This is a genomic window from Antiquaquibacter metalliresistens (genome assembly GCF_029211225.1).
Lineage (GTDB): Bacteria > Actinomycetota > Actinomycetes > Actinomycetales > Microbacteriaceae > Rhodoglobus > Rhodoglobus metalliresistens.
Genome location: NZ_JARGEM010000001.1, coordinates 329,615 through 346,061, shown reverse-complemented (window position 1 = coordinate 346,061; position 16,447 = coordinate 329,615). Strand labels below are relative to the sequence as shown.

Below are 16,447 nucleotides of genomic sequence, written 5' to 3'. Positions count from 1 at the left end.
GTCGCGTTCTTTCGGGTCCGCGCACGCTCGGTGCCCCTCTAGCGTAGGAGTCCCCCTTAATGCGGACAAGGGTACAGTTGGCCGCTCGGCGCCCCCAGTCCGGGGGTGGACCGCATGACGATGCACTACGGGGTACGCGTGGTGCGCCGACGGATCACGATGGCGGCGAGGCCGAGGAAGAGCAGTCCTCCGGCGATCGAGACGCCGAGGCCGATCCCGAGGCCCGTGCCGGTGAAGGCGAGCGTCGTGAGCTCGGCGCACGCCGCCGCATTCACTGCGCCGACCGTCAAGTTCCAGGTCTTGGTGCCGTCGATGCTGTCCTTCGGATCACGCACCTCGGCGCTCACCGCGTACGTGCCGACCGGCACCGCGGTGTTCGCCGCCGTGAGCTCGAACTCGCCCGGCAGACCACGGTTCACGAAGTACCGCACCGCCGTCGGCGCATCCGCCGGGAAGACCACCGAGATCGAGCCGTTCGGGGTGGTCGAGCAGGTCGCGTTCGCTGCCGACGCCGAGGCGGTGAACACCGCGAGGTCCGGCAGCTCGCACACCACGTCGGTGAACGGGAACTCGTACACGGTCTTGGTGTCGGGCGGGAAGACCTTTCCGGCGGTCGGGCTGATCGTGACGGTGGCCAGGGTGCGGTCCTGGTTCCACGTGGTCACGTAGGTCGCATCGGCGGTGTCTTCCGGCACGGTCAGCGAGTCGTTCTCGGTGCCGCAGATGTCACGCGCCGTGGGCGGCTCCGGCGCGGCGACGACCGTGGGCACGAAGTCGAAGGTGTACGTCACGCACCCGAGCTGCAGCTCGGTGAGCACGCCGTCGGCGAGCACACCGCCACCGAGCGAGACGCCGACGGCGACGACGGTGGGCGTCGCACCCGGGAACGCGGCGAGCAGATCGTTGAGGTCACCGGCGTAGCTGCCCCCCTGACCGCCGGGGACCGCGGGCAGGAATCCAGGCGTGTTCGTCCAGAACTGCTCCGTGTAGATGTCCTCGCCGACGAGCGTGACGTCGGAGTTGCCGTCACCGGTCACGTCGATGCGCACCTGCGTTCCGGGCTCGATCGTGCCCGAGTTGAAGCTGAACAGCACCTCGTTGAGCTCGCCGAAGGTCGTCACGGGGATGTCGACGGCCTTCATCATCTGCACCTTGAGTCCGCTGGCACCGACCGTGTACAGGCGGAGTCCGCCGTCGACGAACTCGTAGTGACCGTTGGCCTGGGTGTCGACGTAGAGGCCGTTGCCGGTGGCGAACTGGAAGCCCTGCAGGTTCTGGTTGGTCACGAGCACCGACGACGTGGCCGCACAGGCCTCGACCGTGGGCGGGGTGTAGCACTGCGGGTCGTACTGCCCCAGGTTCGAGGCCAGCGTGCCGGTGAAGGTGCGTGTGGTTCCCGCCGCGTTCACGCCGGGCAGGCTCGTGTCGAAGGTGTATCCGGCGGTCGCCGTCGCCGTGACCGACCAATCCGCGTTGTCGACGCCCGAGTAGGTGATCGCGCCCCAGGTGGCGTTCGTCGGGGTCGGGAGCGGCAGCGAGACCGTCTCACCGGCCGAGCAGGTCGCCTGGGTCTCGACCGGCGCACTGGCGGAGGCGACGCAGGCCCCGTCGGGGGTAGCGATGACGTAGGGGCCCCACGAGGTCGTGCCGCTCAGCACGTAGCCGCTGTTCGCGACCACCCAGATGGTGAGGGTCTTGCCCGCCTTGATCGAGTACGTGCCTGCGCTCAACTGCCCGGGCCCACGGTTGCCGTCACCGGGGCCGGTGACCTCGACGTAGTACTTCACGCCCGTGGTCGTCGGGATCGTGAAGCTGCCCTGGCTCGCGCCGCAGACCGGGTTGGTCACGGTCGGGGGGTTGGCCGTGACGAAGTTGCACTTGTCGAAGTCCGACTGCTTCACCGTGATCGAGCCGGAGTTCTCGACCGGGTTGGCGCCCTCCCAGTCCATCTTGACCTTGAGTGTTTTGTTGCCGGGGCTCGTCACCACCTGCGTGAAGGTCTTCGTCTCACCGGAGGCGAACGTGGAGTCCTTCGGCACGAGGTTGTTCGTCGACTCGACGACGGTGCCGACCTTGTTGCCGTCCCAGTTCTGCACGGTCCACGTGATGGTCGCCGACGTCGCGGTATCGCAGATGACCGAGACGGCGGTGACGGTGCTGTGATGGGCGGCCGCCGGGCCGGCGACGGCGATGACGGACAGGCCGGCGCCGAGCGCGAAGGCAGCGAGGGCAGCGAGGGTCTTCTTGAACACAGTCGATCTCCTGGGTAAGGGAGTTCGGCTCAACCGGCTCGCGAACGTTTCGGGCGCACGAGAGCGTATCGGGTAAGGCGACTGCACCGTTTGGGGGTGTCGGGCGAAATGTCGGGTTGCGCCAAACGCGGTGCATTGCTCACGTTAGCGGTTCGCGGCCTCGGCGGACAAGTGCGAACGAAAACACGCCCCCGACCATCGGTCGGGGGCGTGTTTTCAGCGACCGCTAGGCCGAGTGCTCGTGCTCACGGCGACGCATCACGAGGATGATGCCGCCGAGCACCACGAGCCCGCCGGCCAGCGCGAAGCCGCCCACCGCAAGCGAGGTGCCGGTGTATGCCAGCGTCGTCAGCTCGAGGCAGTCGAACGTGCTCGCCGCTCCGATGGTGACGGGCCAGAGCCAGCCGCCCTTGGGCAGTGAGGAGCCGGTCGAGCTGTACACGGCATCCTTGGCGAGCTTGGGCAGTGCCGTCACCGTGTAGTTGCCCGGGGGCAGCTGCGTGGTGCCGGTGATGGTCTGCTCGCTGGCCGTGCCCTTGTTCAGGATGAACACCGCGGGAACCGGGTTCTCCTCCGGTCCGGCGATCACCGAGACGGTGACCGAACCCGAGGTCACGCCACCGTCGGTGGTGCAGGCCTGGTTCGCCGAGCTGAGGAACACCTCGTAGTCGGCCTCCGTTGGCGGGCAGAACTTCACGTCGAACGTGTGGCTCCACTCGCTGGTGCCCACGAGCGAGTACGTCGGCAACGCCGTGGCCTTGACCATCACCGTCGAACCGTTGGTGGCGTCATACGTGCCCGCGAGGTAGTCGGTGTAGGTGGTGCCGCCGTCGAAGCTCACGCTGTACTGCACCCCGGTCTTGGTCGGGATCGTGAACTGACCGGGCAGCTGACCGCCCTGGTCGGAAGCGGAGCAGTTGCCGTTCGCGAAGGTGGCGGGCAGCGGGATTGCACAGGTGGTGTACGTACCAAGGTCACCCTTGAACTCCACGACCTGGTCGCCGACGAAGGAGTAGCCCGGGGCGGGGGTCGCGGTCACCGTGTAGGCGCCCTGCTGTCCATCACCCGAGGTCAGCGCGTAGACCACGCCATCGGTGGTGGGGAGCTCGATCTTTCCATAGGTGCCGCACGTCTGGATCACGGTCACTTTGGGCGCGACCGGGGTGGCGCAATCGGTGTACGTGCCCAGGTTGCCCTTGAACTCGACCGACTGCGCGCCGACGAACTCGTAGCCGAATGCCGGGGTCGCGGTAACCGTGTAGGCGCCCTGCTTTCCGTCACCCGAGGTCAGCGTGTAGACGACACCCGTGGTGGTGGGGTAGTTGATCGAGCCGTAGGTTCCGCAGACCGTGATCTGGTTGATCGTCGGCTCCACGGGCGCCACCGTCACGATGCAGTCACCGGGATCGGGCACGGTCAGTTCCCAACTCGTCTTGCCGCTCAACTCGACCCAGCTCTGGCTGGACGCCGCCTTGAACTTGATGACGGCACCGATGGCGGCCGGGTAGGTGCCGGCGGTCTGGGTGACGTACTGGCTCGAACCGGGGAGCTTGACCGAGTAGGTCACGCCGGGGGTGCTGGGAATGGTGTAGCTCCCGCTGGGCACGCCGGGCGCGGAGCACGTCGCCTGCACGGTCGGCGCAGTCGCCACCACCTCCATGTCACACCGCGAGTCGAGCAGTTGCTGGCCCGTGAAGCCCTGGAAGTCAGTGGTCAGATTCTTGCCGGGGTAGTACTTCTCGGTCCAGACGCCGCTGACCTTCTCCCAGTAGGTGAAGGCGGGAATGATGTCGCCCTCGTGCGAGTCGTGGCCGCTGGACTTCACGATCGAGTCGTCGTCGACCTTGATGTAGTTCCAGCCGTTGACGCCGTTGTTCGCGTGGCAGATGTACACCTGGACGTGCTGCGGCTCGCAGCTCTTGGTCGGGAAGTTGCGCTCCTTGACCGTGCCGCTGTCGGTGCTCGTGGCGCCGGTCCACGCCGCGGAGAGCGTCAGCGTCTTGTCGGCCGGAGCGTTGAAGGTCTCGGAGACCACGAGCTTCTGACCGGCGGGGATGATCGTGCCCACGGGAACGAGTGCCGTGTCGGACGACGCGGTGATCGTCTCATCCTTGTATCGCTCGGAATTCGTGATGGTCCAGGTCACGGTGTACTTGTAATCGTCGGAACAAGCGACGCTGGACTCGATGGTGTTGTGATGCGCGCTGGCAGGTACGGCCGTAAGGGCCACCATCCCCAGCGCCAGGGCCAGGGTCGTGAGACCGGCCAGGATTTTCTTCAGCATGTTCGGGTGCTTTCGGGTTGGAGAAAGCCACGCGCACCACGAACACTGAGGCCTGCGGCCTCGGCGCAGTCGGGTCTGCGCGGCATCGGGAAATCGGGTACGTCGCCACGCGTCGGGGACGTGCGGCGGCGCTCGGGTATCACCTTCGTTTCGTGAATACCTTCGGGTCAGCTGAGGTCTTCGGGTCGCTTAGCTGGGTATTCGTCGCAAAACCTACCATGTCCCCACAAAGGCGGACAAGAGTCTTTCGGGGGACGATTCAGTGCACATATTCGAGCAGGTCGTACCCCACCGTGCGCATCGCCTCGAGCACTCGCAGGCGGGCTGCGAGGCCGTCGTCGTTGAACTGCACGGACACCGAATACGAGACCGCTCGATTGGACCCGCGCAGTGCGCCGGCCTCGGCACGGACGCCCGAATCCGTGCCGGTCTTGTTCACCAGCAGCGTGTTGTGGTCTGCGCCGCGGTGCGACAGAGGGTCGAGCCCGAAGGCGCTGGCGACCATCGAGAGGTCGGTGTTGAGGGAGAGCCACCCCATCACGCGCTGACTCGTCAGCGGGTCCACGACCTCGCCGCGGGCGAGCGCCCCGAACAGCCAGCTCAGCTCGGCGGTCGAGCCGACCGAGAGTTGGGGAGCGTCATCCGGCCCCCGGTTCTCGCGCACCAGATCGAGCAATGCGGTGCGCATGAGCCCGAGCGACTCGGTGCGGGCCCGCACCGCGTTCAGACCCACCTGGCGCAGCAGCACGTTCGTCGCGAGGTTGTCGCTCGTCGCGCCGACGAGGGTCGCGAGGTCGGCAACCGGCAGTGACGGCGCCTGCAGGTGCTGCCAGATGCCGGAGTCTCCGACGGCATCGCGGGGGGTCTTGTCGAGGATGCCGAACCCCGAGAAGTCGCGCGAGGTCAGCCGCGCCGAGACCTCGATGAGCAGCAGGATCTTGCCGATGGATGCCGTCGGCAGCACGATGCGGTCGTCGATCGCCAGCAGGGTGCGCCCGCTATTGAGGTCGACGACGCTCGCGGACACCTGCGCGCCCTCGTAGGCGAGCTTTCCGAGCGCAGCGAAGGTGCCGGAGAAGTTCTCGGCCTCTCCGGCTCCTGAGTGACGGGGCGCACGCGGGGTGCGCACCCGTTCCCAGCGCTCTCGGGTCCGTGCGGTATCTACCAAATGGTGACGCGATCCTTCGGGTCGAGCCAGAGTGCATCGTGCTCGGTGACACCAAATGTGCCATAGAACTCGTCGATGTTGCGCACGATCTGGTTGCACCGGAACTCGTTCGGCGAGTGCGGGTCTATCGCGAGCAGCCGGATGACCTCTTCGTCGCGAGCCTTGAGCTGCCACGCCTGCGCCCAGGACAGGAAGAAGCGCTGCGCTCCGGTCATCCCGTCGATGACGGGCGGCTCCTGACCGTCGAGCGAGATCAGGTACGCCTTCCATGCGATGGCGAGGCCGCCGAGGTCGCCGATGTTCTCGCCGATCGTGAGGGCTCCATTGACGTGATGGTCTGGAACCTGCGCGGGTGCCAACGCGTTGTACTGCTCGATGAGCGCCTTCGTGCGCTGCTCGAACGCGGCGCGGTCCTCGGGCGTCCACCAGTCGGTGAGCCGGCCGTCGCCGTCGTACTTCGAGCCCTGATCGTCGAAGCCGTGGCCGATCTCGTGACCGATGACGGCGCCGATCGCGCCGTAGTTGGCCGCGGCATCCCGGTTCTCGTCGAAGAACGGGAACTGCAGGATCGCCGCCGGGAACACGATCTCGTTGAACCCGGGGTTGTAGTAGGCGTTGATCGTCTGCGGCGTCATGAACCACTCGTCGCGGTCGAGGGGCTTGCCGATCTTGCCGAGCTCGCGCTGGAACTCGAACTCGTTCGTCGCGCGCACGTTGCCGATGAGATCGGTGGCGTCGATGTGCAGCGAGGAGTAGTCGCGCCACTTCACCGGGTAGCCGATCTTCGGCGTGAACTTCGCGAGCTTGTCGAGCGCGCGGGCACGGGTGTCCGGCCCCATCCAGTCCAGGGTCTCGATCGACTGGCGGTAGGCCTCCACGAGATTGGCCACGAGCACGTCCATCGCCGTCTTCGCCGCCTCCGGGAAGTGCCGCTCGACGTAGATGCGACCCACCGCCTCGCCGAGCGCGCCCTCGACCAGCGAGACGCCCCGCTTCCAGCGTGCCCGCAGCTCCGGCGTGCCGGTGAGCGTCTTGCCGTAGAAGTCGAAGTTGGCCTCGACGAAGGCGTTCGAGAGGTACGCGGCGTTCGAGCGGATGACCTGCCAGGCCAGCCAGTCGCGCCAGGCGTCGAGGTTCTCCTCCCGCAGCGTCGACTCGAGCCCTGCGACGAAGCTGGGCTGCCGCACGACCACCTCGTCGAAGGCGTGCTCGGGCACGCCGAGGGCGGTCAGCCAGACATCCAGGTCGACCGTGCCCACGAGGGCGTTCGCGGCCTCCCAGCGCATGGGGTTGTAGGTCTTCTCGCTGTCGCGGCTGGCCACGTTGTCCCAGTGGTGGCTCGCGATCTCCGTCTCGAGGGCGAGGATGCGGGCGGCGCGCTCGTCGGGGGCGTCGACGCCTGCCAGACGCAGCATCCGGCCCAGGAACGCGAGGTACGCGGTGCGGATCTCGGCGAACTTCTCCTCGCGGTAGTAGGACTCGTCGGGAAGCCCGAGCCCGCCCTGCTCGATGAACACGAGGTACCGCTCCGGGTCACCCGGGTCGTTGTCGACGAAGAGCTGGAAGAACCCGCTCGAGCCGCCCCGCTCCAGCCGACCGAGGGTCGTGAGCAGCTCATCGATCGAGTCGACAGCGCCGGCCTGCGCCAGCAGCGGCGCGAGCGGCTCGGCAGCGGCAGCCTGCACGCGCGCCTCGTCCATGAAGCTCGCGTAGAGGTCGCCGACCTTGCGCGCCTCGGTTCCGGGATCCGCGGACTGGGACTCGACGATGATGTCGCGCACCGCCTTCTCGGCCTCCTCCGCGAGCAGATAGAACGAGCCGTAGCGGGCCTTGTCGCTCGGGATCTCGGTGCGCGCGATCCACTTGCCGTTGACGTGTCGGAAGAGGTCGTCCTGCGGGCGGATCGCCGAGTCGAGCTCGTCGGTGTGGATGCCGGAGGGGAGAGCTGTCATGGCATCTGAGCCTAGTTCGAGCGCACCCGGCCCGTGGTCGCGCCGACATGCAGTTCGCTGACCAGTTCGACCCGGCTCGCGTCGACGCCCTCCACGAGTGAGAGGGCCGCCCGGCCCGCGGCCCGACCCTTCTCCACCGCCGGCTGCACCATGGTCGTGAGGTCTTTGTCGTCGGCGTCCTCTCGCCGGATGCCGTCGAAGCCGACGACGCTGAGCTCGTCGGGCACCCGGATGCCGAGCTCGTCTGCGGCGCGCAGCACTCCAACGGCGAGCAGGTCGCTCTGCGCCACGATCGCGGTCGGCCGCAGCGGCGCTCGAAGCAGGTCGAGTGCGGCCACCCGGCCCTCGTCGATGGAGCTGTCCGCGGCCACCCGGCCCTCGAACGCCGGATAGACCTCGGCGAGTCCCTCGAGCCGCTCCCGCGCGACGTGGACCGTGCTGTGCCGACGCCAATGCTCGGGAAGCGGACCGCGGCGACGCGGTGACGCGAGCGGCAGCGAGACCACCGCGACGCGTTCGTGGCCGAGCGAACGGAGGTGTCGCGCCAGTCGTGCGGTCGCGGCGCGGTTGTCGAGGGCGATATCGAGCACGTCGAGCCGCGGATCCGCTTCCACGGCGACGACGGGAACGCCGCGTTGGCGCAGGGCGGCGACGGAGACGTCGAGTCGCGTGCTGCATCCCACGAGGATCGCCGCGTCCATCGCCGCCGTCGCGATGTCCGCGCGCCCCCCGGCGTCGGTGAGCAGCAGCAGACCGGCACCCTCGGCACCGGCCTCGGCCGCGATCCCGTCGAGCAGGGCGATGTTCATCGGATCCCGAAAGGCATCCTGCAGGCGATCCTCGATCACGACCGCGATCACGCCCGATCGCCCGCGGCGCAGCGATTGGGCTCGCGGATCGGGTCCCGCGTACCCGAGTTCGAGCGCCGCCTGGTGCACCCGCGCGCGCGTCTGCTGCGAGACCGGGCCGGCGCCGCTGAAGGCGAGGGATGCCGTGGAGGCCGAGACCCCGGCGCGCCTGGCCACCGCCGCGAGCGTCGGCCGGGGTTGGTTTGCCTCGTTGATCATCGGTTGCTAGCGTAATCGAATCGATTCGACCGCGGCGAGCCGGACGAGAGAACCAGAACGGCGAGGCAGCATGACGCGCACCATTCCCACCACCTATCCCGGCGGGCTCAGCCGCAAGCAGGTGGTCGCCTGGCGCAACGCCGTCTTCCTGGTGTTCCTGCTGCCAGGCCTGAGCATCGCGAGCTGGGCCGCACGGCTTCCCGTGGTGCGGGACTCCCTCGACATCGGCGTCGACCGCGTGGGCGTGCTGCTGTTCGGCATGGCCGCAGGCTCCATCATCGGGCTCGTGCTCTCGAGCCACCTGATCGCCCGCTTCGGTGCGCGTCGCGCCATCATCTGGGGCATCGTCGGCACGGCACTCGGACTGGTCACCGCCGGTGTGGGCGTCACCGTCGGGGTGTTCGGCGTGGTGTTCGCGGGGCTCGCCATCTTCGGCTTCGTCGCGGGCATCACGGATGTCGCGATGAACGTCTCGGGTGCGGCCAACGAACGCGTGCTGGGCCGTTCGATCATGCCGATCTTCCACGCCTTCTTCAGCTTCGGCACCATGATCGGTGCCGGCCTCGGCGCCCTTGCGGAGTACGCCCACGTGCCGCTCGTGGTGCATCTCGGCGCGATCGCCGCCGTGATCGTGGCCGCGGTGCTCGTCGCCGCCCCGCGCCTGCAGTCCGAGGATCTCGTCGCCGACGGCGAGGAGGCCGCGCCGCAGGAGGATCACTCGCGCACTTGGCGAGGACGCCTCGCCATCTGGAAAGACCCGCGCACCCTGCTCATCGGCGTGCTCGTGCTCGCCGCCGCGTTCGCCGAGGGCTCCGCGAACGACTGGCTCACGCTCGCCATGGTCGACGGTCACGGCGTCGACCGCACCGCCGCCGCCCTCGTGCTCGGGGCCTTCCTCACCGCGATGACCGGCGGACGACTCGTGGGGGTGTTCCTGCTCGACCGCTTCGGTCGAGTGCCGGTGCTGCGGGGGTCGTTCCTGCTCGCGGCGAGCGGCATGCTCGTCATGATCTTCGTGCCCAACGCGATCGTGGCCACCATCGGCGCTGTGGCATGGGGTCTCGGCGCGGCGCTCGGCTTCCCGATCGGCATGTCCGCGGCCGCCGACGACCCGCGCACCGCGGCGGCCCGCGTGAGCGCCGTCGCGACGATCGGGTACGCGGCGTTCCTGGTCGGACCGCCAGTCATCGGCGTGCTCGGCGAACAGGTCGGACTGCTCAACGCTCTGCTGGTCGCGCTCGTGCTCTGCGCCGTGGGCGCGATCGTCGCGGGTGCGGCGCGCGAGCCGGGTCGCCGTGCGGCGACCCAGCCAGTCGACACGTTCGAGGACCCGCAGGTCGACGCCTAGACTCGACGCCGTGCGTCTGGTCATCGCGAAGTGCTCCGTCGACTACGCGGGGCGACTGAGCGCGCACCTGCCCCTCGCCACGCGCCTGCTCGTCGTGAAGGCCGACGGCAGCGTGCTCGTGCACTCCGACTCGCTCAGCTACAAGCCGCTGAACTGGATGAGTCCGCCGTGCACGATCGCGGTCATGGAGCCCGAGCCGGAACAGGCGGATGCCGGCGTGACCGAGATCTGGCGTGTCGCCCAGGCGAAGACCGCCGACCTGCTGGTGATCAGCATCCACGAGATCCTGCACGACTCCGCGCACGAGCTCGGCATCGACCCGGGACTGCAGAAGGACGGGGTGGAGGCCGACCTGCAGCGCCTGCTCGCTGAGCAGATCGAACTGCTCGGCGAGGGGCACCGGCTGGTGCGGCGCGAGTACATGACGGCGATCGGCCCCGTCGACATCCTCGCCACCGATGCGAGCGGCGCGAGCGTCGCGGTGGAGATCAAGCGGCGCGGAGACATCGACGGCGTCGAGCAGCTCACGCGCTACCTCGAGCTCATGAACCGGGACCCGCGGCTCGCGCCCGTCAGCGGCGTGTTCGCTGCGCAGGAGATCAAACCGCAGGCCCGCACCCTGGCCCAGGACCGCGGCATCCGCTGTCTGCTGCTCGACTACGACGCCATGCGCGGTCTCGACGACTCCCACTCCCGCCTATTCTGAGGGAGTGACCCAGTCCGAATGGACCTGCATCCTCTTCGACCTCGACGGCACCATCGCGGACTCCGCCCCCGGCATCACGGCGTCCCTCGGGTTCATGTTCGAGGAGCTCGGCCTGCCCGTGCCGAGCCAGCAAGAGCTGCTCGGCTACGTCGGTCCGCCGATCCTCGACGCCTTTCGGGACCGGGCCGGGATGTCGCCGGCCGAGGCCGCGCAGGCGCTCGCCGTCTACCGCCGCCACTACCTCGAGAACGGCACCCTCGGCAGCCCGATCTTCCCCGGCGTGCCCCGGATTCTGCGTGACATCCATCGGGCGGGTGTGCCGCTGGCCGTGGCCACCTCGAAGCCCGAGTTCCCCGCGTCGGTGATCCTCGACCACGGCAACCTCACGCAGTACTTCCGCGTGATCTCGGGGGCCTCGATCGACGAGATCCGCTCCGCGAAGGCCGACGTGATCGCCGAGGCGCTGCAGCGGTTCCGCATGATCGGGGTCGACACGAGTCGGCCGGTGATGGTCGGCGACCGCGACTACGACGTCAGCGGTGCCGCGGCGCACGGCATCCCCACCATCTTCGTGCGGTGGGGCTACGGCTCGCCCGCCGAGGAGGCCAATACGATCGCGGCGGTGGACGAGGCCGAGCAGCTCAGGCCGCTGTTGTTGCAGTGACCTCGGGGCAGTGCATGTGCGTGGGGGCGCCGGGCACGCGCTCGAAGTGGTGCTCGTCCATGGGAGCGCCGCACAGCGGACAGGCGCTCTTCGCCGTCGGCGGTGGCGGGCTGTCCTCGTACGGACCGACCTGGGCCGGCCCCATGAAGGGCAGCAGCGAACGGTTCAGCCGGTCCCACCAGCGCTCGGTCGACTTCATTTCGTGTCCTTATAGTTAGTACACTAAGTACATTAGCCCACGATGCGGAAAGGTGCCAGCGTGACCGACGCCCTCGCGCTCGACCGTCAGGTCTGCTTCGCGCTCGCGGTGGCATCGCGCAGCGTCATCGCGCTCTACCGCCCGCTGCTCGAGCCGATGGGGCTTACCCACCCGCAGTACCTCGTGATGCTCGCGCTCTGGGAGCGCGAGCCGCGCACGGTCGGCGATCTCGCCGGTGCGCTCTCGCTCGAACCGGCCACGCTCTCGCCGCTGCTCAAGCGACTCGAGAGCGCGGGCTACGTCACGCGCGCACGGCGCACGGATGACGAGCGCGCCCTCGACGTGAGCCTCACCGAGGCGGGGCGCGCGCTGCGCTCCCGCGCGGAGCAGGTGCCACCCGCCCTCCTCGAGCGCCTCGGGATGCAGCTAACCGATCTCGAGCGCATCCGCGACGACCTTACCCGCCTCATCGCCGCCGCCGCACCAGATCGCTCCTAGCCGACGGCCCTGCGGGTAGGCCACAATGGCCCCCATGGGATCAGCGTTGACCACCATCGGATTGCCCGTCGCCCTCGGCATCATCATGTTCGGGTTGGGGCTCAGCCTCACGCTCGGCGACTTCGCCAGGATCGCCAAGCACCCGAAGGCGGTGATCATCGCGCTGGTCTGCCAGTTGCTGCTGCTGCCCGCGTTGTGCTTCGGCCTCGTGCTGCTGTTCAACCTGCCGCCCGTGCTCGCGGTCGGCATGATGCTGCTCGCGGCCTCCCCCGGCGGCACCACCGCGAACCTCTACAGCCACCTCTTCCGTGGCGACATCGCCCTCAACATCTCCCTCACCGCGATCAACTCGGTGATCTCGGTGGTGACCCTGCCGCTGATCGTCAACCTCTCCCTCGGCTACTTCTACCCGGCGGGCGGCCAGCTCGGCATCGACGTGGTCGAGGCGCTCAAGGTGTTCGCGATCGTGCTGGGACCGGTGGCGCTCGGCATGCTGGTGCGCCGACTGCGGCCGAGCTTCGCCGCGGCGATGGACAAGCCGGTTCGCATCGCCTCCGTCATCATCCTCGTGGTCGTGATCGCCGGAGCCGTGGTCTCCAACCTCACGCCGCTCATGCAGAACATCGGCGCGCTCGCCGGCATCACCGTGCTGTTCTGCCTGCTCTCGCTCACGCTGGGCTTCCTCATCCCGCGCGCCTTCCGAGTCTCGCGCGAGCAGTCGATCGCGAGCTCATTCGAGATCGGCATCCACAACGCCACGCTGGCGATCGTCATCGCCCAGAGCGTGCTCGACAACTTCGAGATGTCGCTGCCCGGCGCCGTCTACGGAGTGCTGATGTTCTTCATCGCCGCCGCCTTCGGCTTCGCGATCCGCGGACGCAAGGTGGATGCCACGGCCCCCGCCACCACCTGAGCCGCATTCGACCACGGGGTTCGGCCCCTCCGGGAGTCGGCCCGGCCTCGTCCGGGAGACCGCCGCCCTCCGGAGCTCACCCCGCCCCGCCGAGGAGACGGGCCCCTCCGAGGAGACGGGCCCCTCCGAAGCTGACACATCCCCGCTCAGGAGGCGCGGCGCCCTCCGGAGCTCACCCATCCCCGCCGAGGAGGCTGGCCCCAGCCCCATTCGGGAGTTCAAGGACAACGTCCTTGAACTCCCGAGTCTGGAAGGACCCGCAACCCGAGCGCTCAGGGCGCTCGGGAGTGGCCCCGCCCCCACGGGCCGAGGTGCGGCGACACCGTCTCAGCGCGCGAGCCGCTCGACGGCCGCGCCGTACACCCCGGGCAGCGCGGCGGCGAGCGGCACGATCGCCGGGCGCAGCGGGGAGGTCGCGGCGACGACGAGGTTGCGGGTCGACACCCGGAACTCCCGGGTGATGCGCCGCCAGTCGCGCTCGTAGTCGCCCACCCGACCCGCGACGATGCACGCGACCGCCGCGCGGGCCTGCTCGAATCCGAGTCGCAGCCCCTCACCCGTGATGGCATCGACATAGCCGGAGGCGTCGCCCACGAGCAATGCGCGCCCCACCCGCACGCGGGACGCGCGCTGACGGAACGGTCCGGCGCCGCGGGTGCCGCCGTGCGCGGCGTCGCGGAGCCGGTCGGCGAGCTCGGGGAGTGTCTCGAGCACGGCATCCGGATCGGTGCGCGGCGGGCCGAGGAACGCGACGCCGACCAGGTTCGGGGCGAGCGGTGTGATGTAGACCTCGGCGCGGGGAGCCCAGTGCACCTCCACGAGGTCGCTCCAGGGGGCGAGCTCGTAGTGCCGGCTGAGCCCGAACCGCCGCGGGCCGTGCGATGCACGTGCGACGCCGAGCAGATCGCGCACGTTCGAGTGGAGTCCGTCGCATCCCAGCAGCCAGCGTGCGCGGATGCCCCCCGCCACGACCCCGTCGGCGTGCTGTTCCACCGCGGAGACCCGGCCCACCACCCGCTCGACGCCGAGCTCGGCGGCACGCGACGCGAGCGCGGAGTGCAGCACCGTGCGGCGCACCCCGCGGCCAACCCCCGTCGCGAACCGATGGTCGACGCGCGTGGAACCGCGGCGGTAGCCGATGCCGGCCAGCGGCATCCCCGCCGGGTCGACGCCCAGCCCCGCGAGCAGCGGCAGGGCGCCCGGCATGAGCCCCTCGCCGCAGGCCTTGTCGATCACACCCTCGCGGGGTTCGACGATCGTCGCGCTGAGCCCCGCGAGTCGCGCCTGAATCGCCGCCGCGAGCCCGACCGGCCCGCCGCCCGCGACGAGCACGTCGATCACCGCGTGAGCTCCCGCAGCGCTCGGTTCTCGGTGGGAATGCGGAACCCCAGCAGCAGGATCGCGTTCAACACGGTGAACGCGATCGCCGTGATCCACGCCGTGTGCACGAGCGGCAGCGCGATGCCCTCGATGACGACGATCACGTAGTTCGGGTGGGTGAACCAGCGGTAGAGCCCGCGATCCGCAACGCGTCCCGCGCCGGGGACCACGATCACGCGAGTGTTCCACTGCGCGCCGAGGGAGCGGATGATCCAGTACCGCCCCACCTGGCAGGCGAGCGCGACGCCGAGCATCGGCCAGCCCAGCCACGGGATGAACGGCCGGTTCAGCAGCACGACCTCGGCGATGCACGCCAGCAGCAGCCCGGTGTGCAGAGCGACCATCCACGGGAAGTGCCGCTGCCCGTACTCGATCCCGCCGCGCGCGAAGGCCGCTGCAGCGTTGCGCTTGGAGACCCGCAACTCATAGAGGCGCTCGACGCCCGTCGCGAGCACGAAGGCCACATAGAGGATCACACTCACGGCCACTCCAGCAGCACGAACTCGGCCGCCACTCCGGGGCCGAGGGCGAACAGCAGCCCGTGGGTTCCCGCGGGCTGACCCTCCGCGATCGTGTCGGCGAGCACATGCAGCACCGCCGCCGAGGAGAGGTTGCCGACCCGCTCCAGGGATGCCCAACTGCGCTCGAACCCCGCCCGCGGCACCCCGACCGCACTCGCGAACGCCTCCAGCACCCGCGGGCCCCCGGGATGGGCGACCCACGCCCCGACGTCGTCGACCGTCAACCCGTGGTCGCCGAGGAACGCCGCGACCTCCCCCGGGAAGTGCTCGGCGATCACCTCCGCGACCCCGGCCGTGAGCACGATCTCGAAACCGGTGCCGCCGACGTTCCAGCCGATCACTTCGAGGCTGTCCGGAAAGAAGCAGCTCCGAGCGTCCACGATGCGGATGCCCGGCTCCTGCCGCGCGTCGCCCACGAGCACCACGGCGGCGGCGCCGTCGCCGAAGAGCCCCGTCGCGACGAAGTTGGCCATGGTCGCGTCATCCCGCTGCAGGGTCAGCGAGCACAGCTCGACGTTCAGCAGCACGCCCACCTCGTCGGGGTGGCCCGCGAGGTAGTCGTCGACACGCGCGAGCCCCGCGGCACCACCGACGCATCCCAGACCGAACGACGGCAACCGCTTCACATCGGGCCGCAGCCCCATGCGCGAGACCAGCAGCGCGTCCACCGAGGGAGCCGAGATGCCGGTCACCGACGTGAAGAGCACGAAGTCCACATCCGGCGGCTCCAGTCCCACCTCCGCGAGCGCGGCGCGCAGGCCCGCCTCGGCCAGGTCGGTGGCCACCTCGATGAACACGTCGTTGGCCTGCCGGAAGCTGCCGAGGTCGCGATACCTCTCGAGCGGCAGCGCGGTGTGGCGGGTGCCGATGCCGGATGCCGCGTGCATCCGTTCCAGCACCGCCCGCCGTTCCGGCGCGGGCGAGATCAGTGGCGCGAGTTCACGGGTGATCTCGGCCTGCGTGTAGGCGAACGCCGGCAGCACGGGTGCGACGGCCGCGATACGGCTCATTTCGAGACCGTAGCACGGCGGCCGGTTCGTGCTGACAGGGCGGCTCAGCGGCCGGCGCCGCCCAGGTTCGCGCCACCCGGAACCTCGGTGACCTCGATGGTGAAGGTCAACGGCTGGATGCCGCCCTGCTCGTTCGTCATCGTCACCTCGGTGGAGCCGACCTTCAAGGGCTTGAAGCCCGGGTTGAACTCCGCGCTGTCGTCGGTGCGGCCCTGCACGAACTCCACGATCGACGGGTCGGCGATCTCGGCGGTGTAGCTGTCGACGGCGAGGTCGCCGGTGTTGATGTTCAGCACCTGGTTGATCGCGACCTTGACGGTCTCGCCCTGCAACTCGTTCGCGGAGACGGTGACGGGTGCGACCACGGGGGTCGGCGCGCACGCGGTGAGGGCGAGGGCGGCGGACAGCGCGAGGGCGGCGGCGGTGACGCGGAGAGTCTTCATGCCGCCAAGTATCCACCTGCGAACCCGGGGTGGAAAGCACCC

General features: G+C 69.3%; 15 protein-coding genes. 5 read left to right on the top strand and 10 right to left on the bottom strand.

The window, feature by feature from the left end; all coding sequences use genetic code 11:
• Window positions 1–125 precede the first annotated feature (125 nt).
• From PYV02_RS01780 to PYV02_RS01760, 5 genes are all read right to left on the bottom strand, one after another.
• Window positions 126–2,252, bottom strand: a complete 2,127-nt coding sequence (locus tag PYV02_RS01780; RefSeq protein ID WP_275755584.1) for a hypothetical protein — start codon at window positions 2,250–2,252, stop codon at window positions 126–128.
• A gap of 226 nt (window positions 2,253–2,478) precedes the next feature.
• The gene (locus PYV02_RS01775) at window positions 2,479–4,536 is read right to left on the bottom strand and encodes a hypothetical protein (protein WP_275755582.1); all 2,058 of its coding nucleotides are present in this window, start codon (window positions 4,534–4,536) and stop codon (window positions 2,479–2,481) included.
• Window positions 4,537–4,795: 259 nt separating this feature from the next.
• Window positions 4,796–5,665, bottom strand: coding sequence for a serine hydrolase (locus PYV02_RS01770; protein WP_275755581.1), 870 nt, complete (start codon window positions 5,663–5,665; stop codon window positions 4,796–4,798).
• A 32-nt stretch (window positions 5,666–5,697) separates the two neighbouring features.
• A complete protein-coding gene (locus tag PYV02_RS01765) occupies window positions 5,698–7,656 on the bottom strand; it encodes a M13 family metallopeptidase (protein ID WP_275755579.1) in 1,959 nt (652 codons plus the stop codon).
• Window positions 7,657–7,667: 11 nt separating this feature from the next.
• Window positions 7,668–8,723 carry a LacI family DNA-binding transcriptional regulator gene (locus tag PYV02_RS01760; RefSeq protein WP_275755577.1) on the bottom strand — a complete coding sequence of 352 codons (1,056 nt, stop codon included), beginning with the start codon at window positions 8,721–8,723 and terminating at the stop codon, window positions 7,668–7,670.
• Between the two features lie 70 nt (window positions 8,724–8,793).
• Here PYV02_RS01760 and PYV02_RS01755 point away from each other — a divergent pair, with 70 nt between their 5' ends.
• From PYV02_RS01755 to PYV02_RS01745, 3 genes are read left to right on the top strand one after another with little or no spacing between them, the layout of a single operon-like run.
• Entirely contained in the window at window positions 8,794–10,071 is a 1,278-nt protein-coding gene (locus tag PYV02_RS01755; RefSeq protein ID WP_275755575.1) for an MFS transporter, read from the top strand.
• A 10-nt stretch (window positions 10,072–10,081) separates the two neighbouring features.
• Entirely contained in the window at window positions 10,082–10,777 is a 696-nt protein-coding gene (nucS, locus tag PYV02_RS01750) for an endonuclease NucS (RefSeq protein WP_275755572.1), read from the top strand.
• Window positions 10,778–10,781: 4 nt separating this feature from the next.
• On the top strand, window positions 10,782–11,441 hold the full coding sequence (locus tag PYV02_RS01745) for an HAD hydrolase-like protein (RefSeq protein ID WP_275755571.1): 660 nt from the start codon (window positions 10,782–10,784) through the stop codon (window positions 11,439–11,441).
• On the opposite strand, the gene PYV02_RS01740 is transcribed toward PYV02_RS01745, so the two are convergent.
• Window positions 11,419–11,640: a hypothetical protein gene (locus tag PYV02_RS01740; RefSeq protein ID WP_275755569.1), complete on the bottom strand. Its 222-nt coding sequence runs from the start codon at window positions 11,638–11,640 to the stop codon at window positions 11,419–11,421. The two genes, PYV02_RS01745 and PYV02_RS01740, sit on opposite strands and share 23 nt — an antisense overlap.
• 42 nt (window positions 11,641–11,682) lie before the next feature.
• Here PYV02_RS01740 and PYV02_RS01735 point away from each other — a divergent pair, with 42 nt between their 5' ends.
• Window positions 11,683–12,138, top strand: a complete 456-nt coding sequence (locus tag PYV02_RS01735) for a MarR family winged helix-turn-helix transcriptional regulator (protein WP_275755567.1) — start codon at window positions 11,683–11,685, stop codon at window positions 12,136–12,138.
• Window positions 12,139–12,172: 34 nt separating this feature from the next.
• Entirely contained in the window at window positions 12,173–13,051 is an 879-nt protein-coding gene (locus PYV02_RS01730; protein ID WP_275755564.1) for a bile acid:sodium symporter family protein, read from the top strand.
• 327 nt (window positions 13,052–13,378) lie between these two features.
• Here the strand turns inward: PYV02_RS01730 and PYV02_RS01725 are convergent, their stop codons facing one another.
• Genes PYV02_RS01725 through PYV02_RS01710 form a run of 4 tightly spaced genes read right to left on the bottom strand, consistent with a single transcriptional unit; the run spans window position 13,379 to window position 16,405 of the window.
• A complete protein-coding gene (locus PYV02_RS01725) occupies window positions 13,379–14,392 on the bottom strand; it encodes an NAD(P)/FAD-dependent oxidoreductase (RefSeq protein WP_275755562.1) in 1,014 nt (337 codons plus the stop codon).
• Window positions 14,389–14,913, bottom strand: coding sequence for an isoprenylcysteine carboxyl methyltransferase family protein (locus PYV02_RS01720; RefSeq protein ID WP_275755560.1), 525 nt, complete (start codon window positions 14,911–14,913; stop codon window positions 14,389–14,391). The genes PYV02_RS01725 and PYV02_RS01720 overlap by 4 nt, the downstream gene beginning before the upstream one ends.
• On the bottom strand, window positions 14,910–15,962 hold the full coding sequence (locus PYV02_RS01715; protein WP_275755558.1) for a type III polyketide synthase: 1,053 nt from the start codon (window positions 15,960–15,962) through the stop codon (window positions 14,910–14,912). Before PYV02_RS01715 ends, PYV02_RS01720 begins: the two co-directional genes overlap by 4 nt.
• Window positions 15,963–16,006: 44 nt before the next feature.
• Window positions 16,007–16,405 carry a hypothetical protein gene (locus PYV02_RS01710; protein WP_275755556.1) on the bottom strand — a complete coding sequence of 133 codons (399 nt, stop codon included), beginning with the start codon at window positions 16,403–16,405 and terminating at the stop codon, window positions 16,007–16,009.
• Window positions 16,406–16,447: the final 42 nt, after the last annotated feature.

Excerpts from the sequence above, each read along its gene's own strand:
- PYV02_RS01765 (WP_275755579.1), bottom strand. The coding sequence starts at position 7,656 with ATGACAGCTCTCCCCTCCGGCATCCACACCGACGAGCTCGACTCGGCG.
- PYV02_RS01760 (WP_275755577.1), bottom strand. The coding sequence starts at position 8,723 with ATGATCAACGAGGCAAACCAACCCCGGCCGACGCTCGCGGCGGTGGCC.
- PYV02_RS01710 (WP_275755556.1), bottom strand. The coding sequence starts at position 16,405 with ATGAAGACTCTCCGCGTCACCGCCGCCGCCCTCGCGCTGTCCGCCGCC.
- PYV02_RS01730 (WP_275755564.1), top strand. The coding sequence starts at position 12,173 with ATGGGATCAGCGTTGACCACCATCGGATTGCCCGTCGCCCTCGGCATC.
- PYV02_RS01715 (WP_275755558.1), bottom strand. The coding sequence starts at position 15,962 with ATGAGCCGTATCGCGGCCGTCGCACCCGTGCTGCCGGCGTTCGCCTAC.
- PYV02_RS01740 (WP_275755569.1), bottom strand. The coding sequence starts at position 11,640 with ATGAAGTCGACCGAGCGCTGGTGGGACCGGCTGAACCGTTCGCTGCTG.
- PYV02_RS01775 (WP_275755582.1), bottom strand. The coding sequence starts at position 4,536 with ATGCTGAAGAAAATCCTGGCCGGTCTCACGACCCTGGCCCTGGCGCTG.
- PYV02_RS01755 (WP_275755575.1), top strand. The coding sequence starts at position 8,794 with ATGACGCGCACCATTCCCACCACCTATCCCGGCGGGCTCAGCCGCAAG.
- PYV02_RS01735 (WP_275755567.1), top strand. The coding sequence starts at position 11,683 with ATGCGGAAAGGTGCCAGCGTGACCGACGCCCTCGCGCTCGACCGTCAG.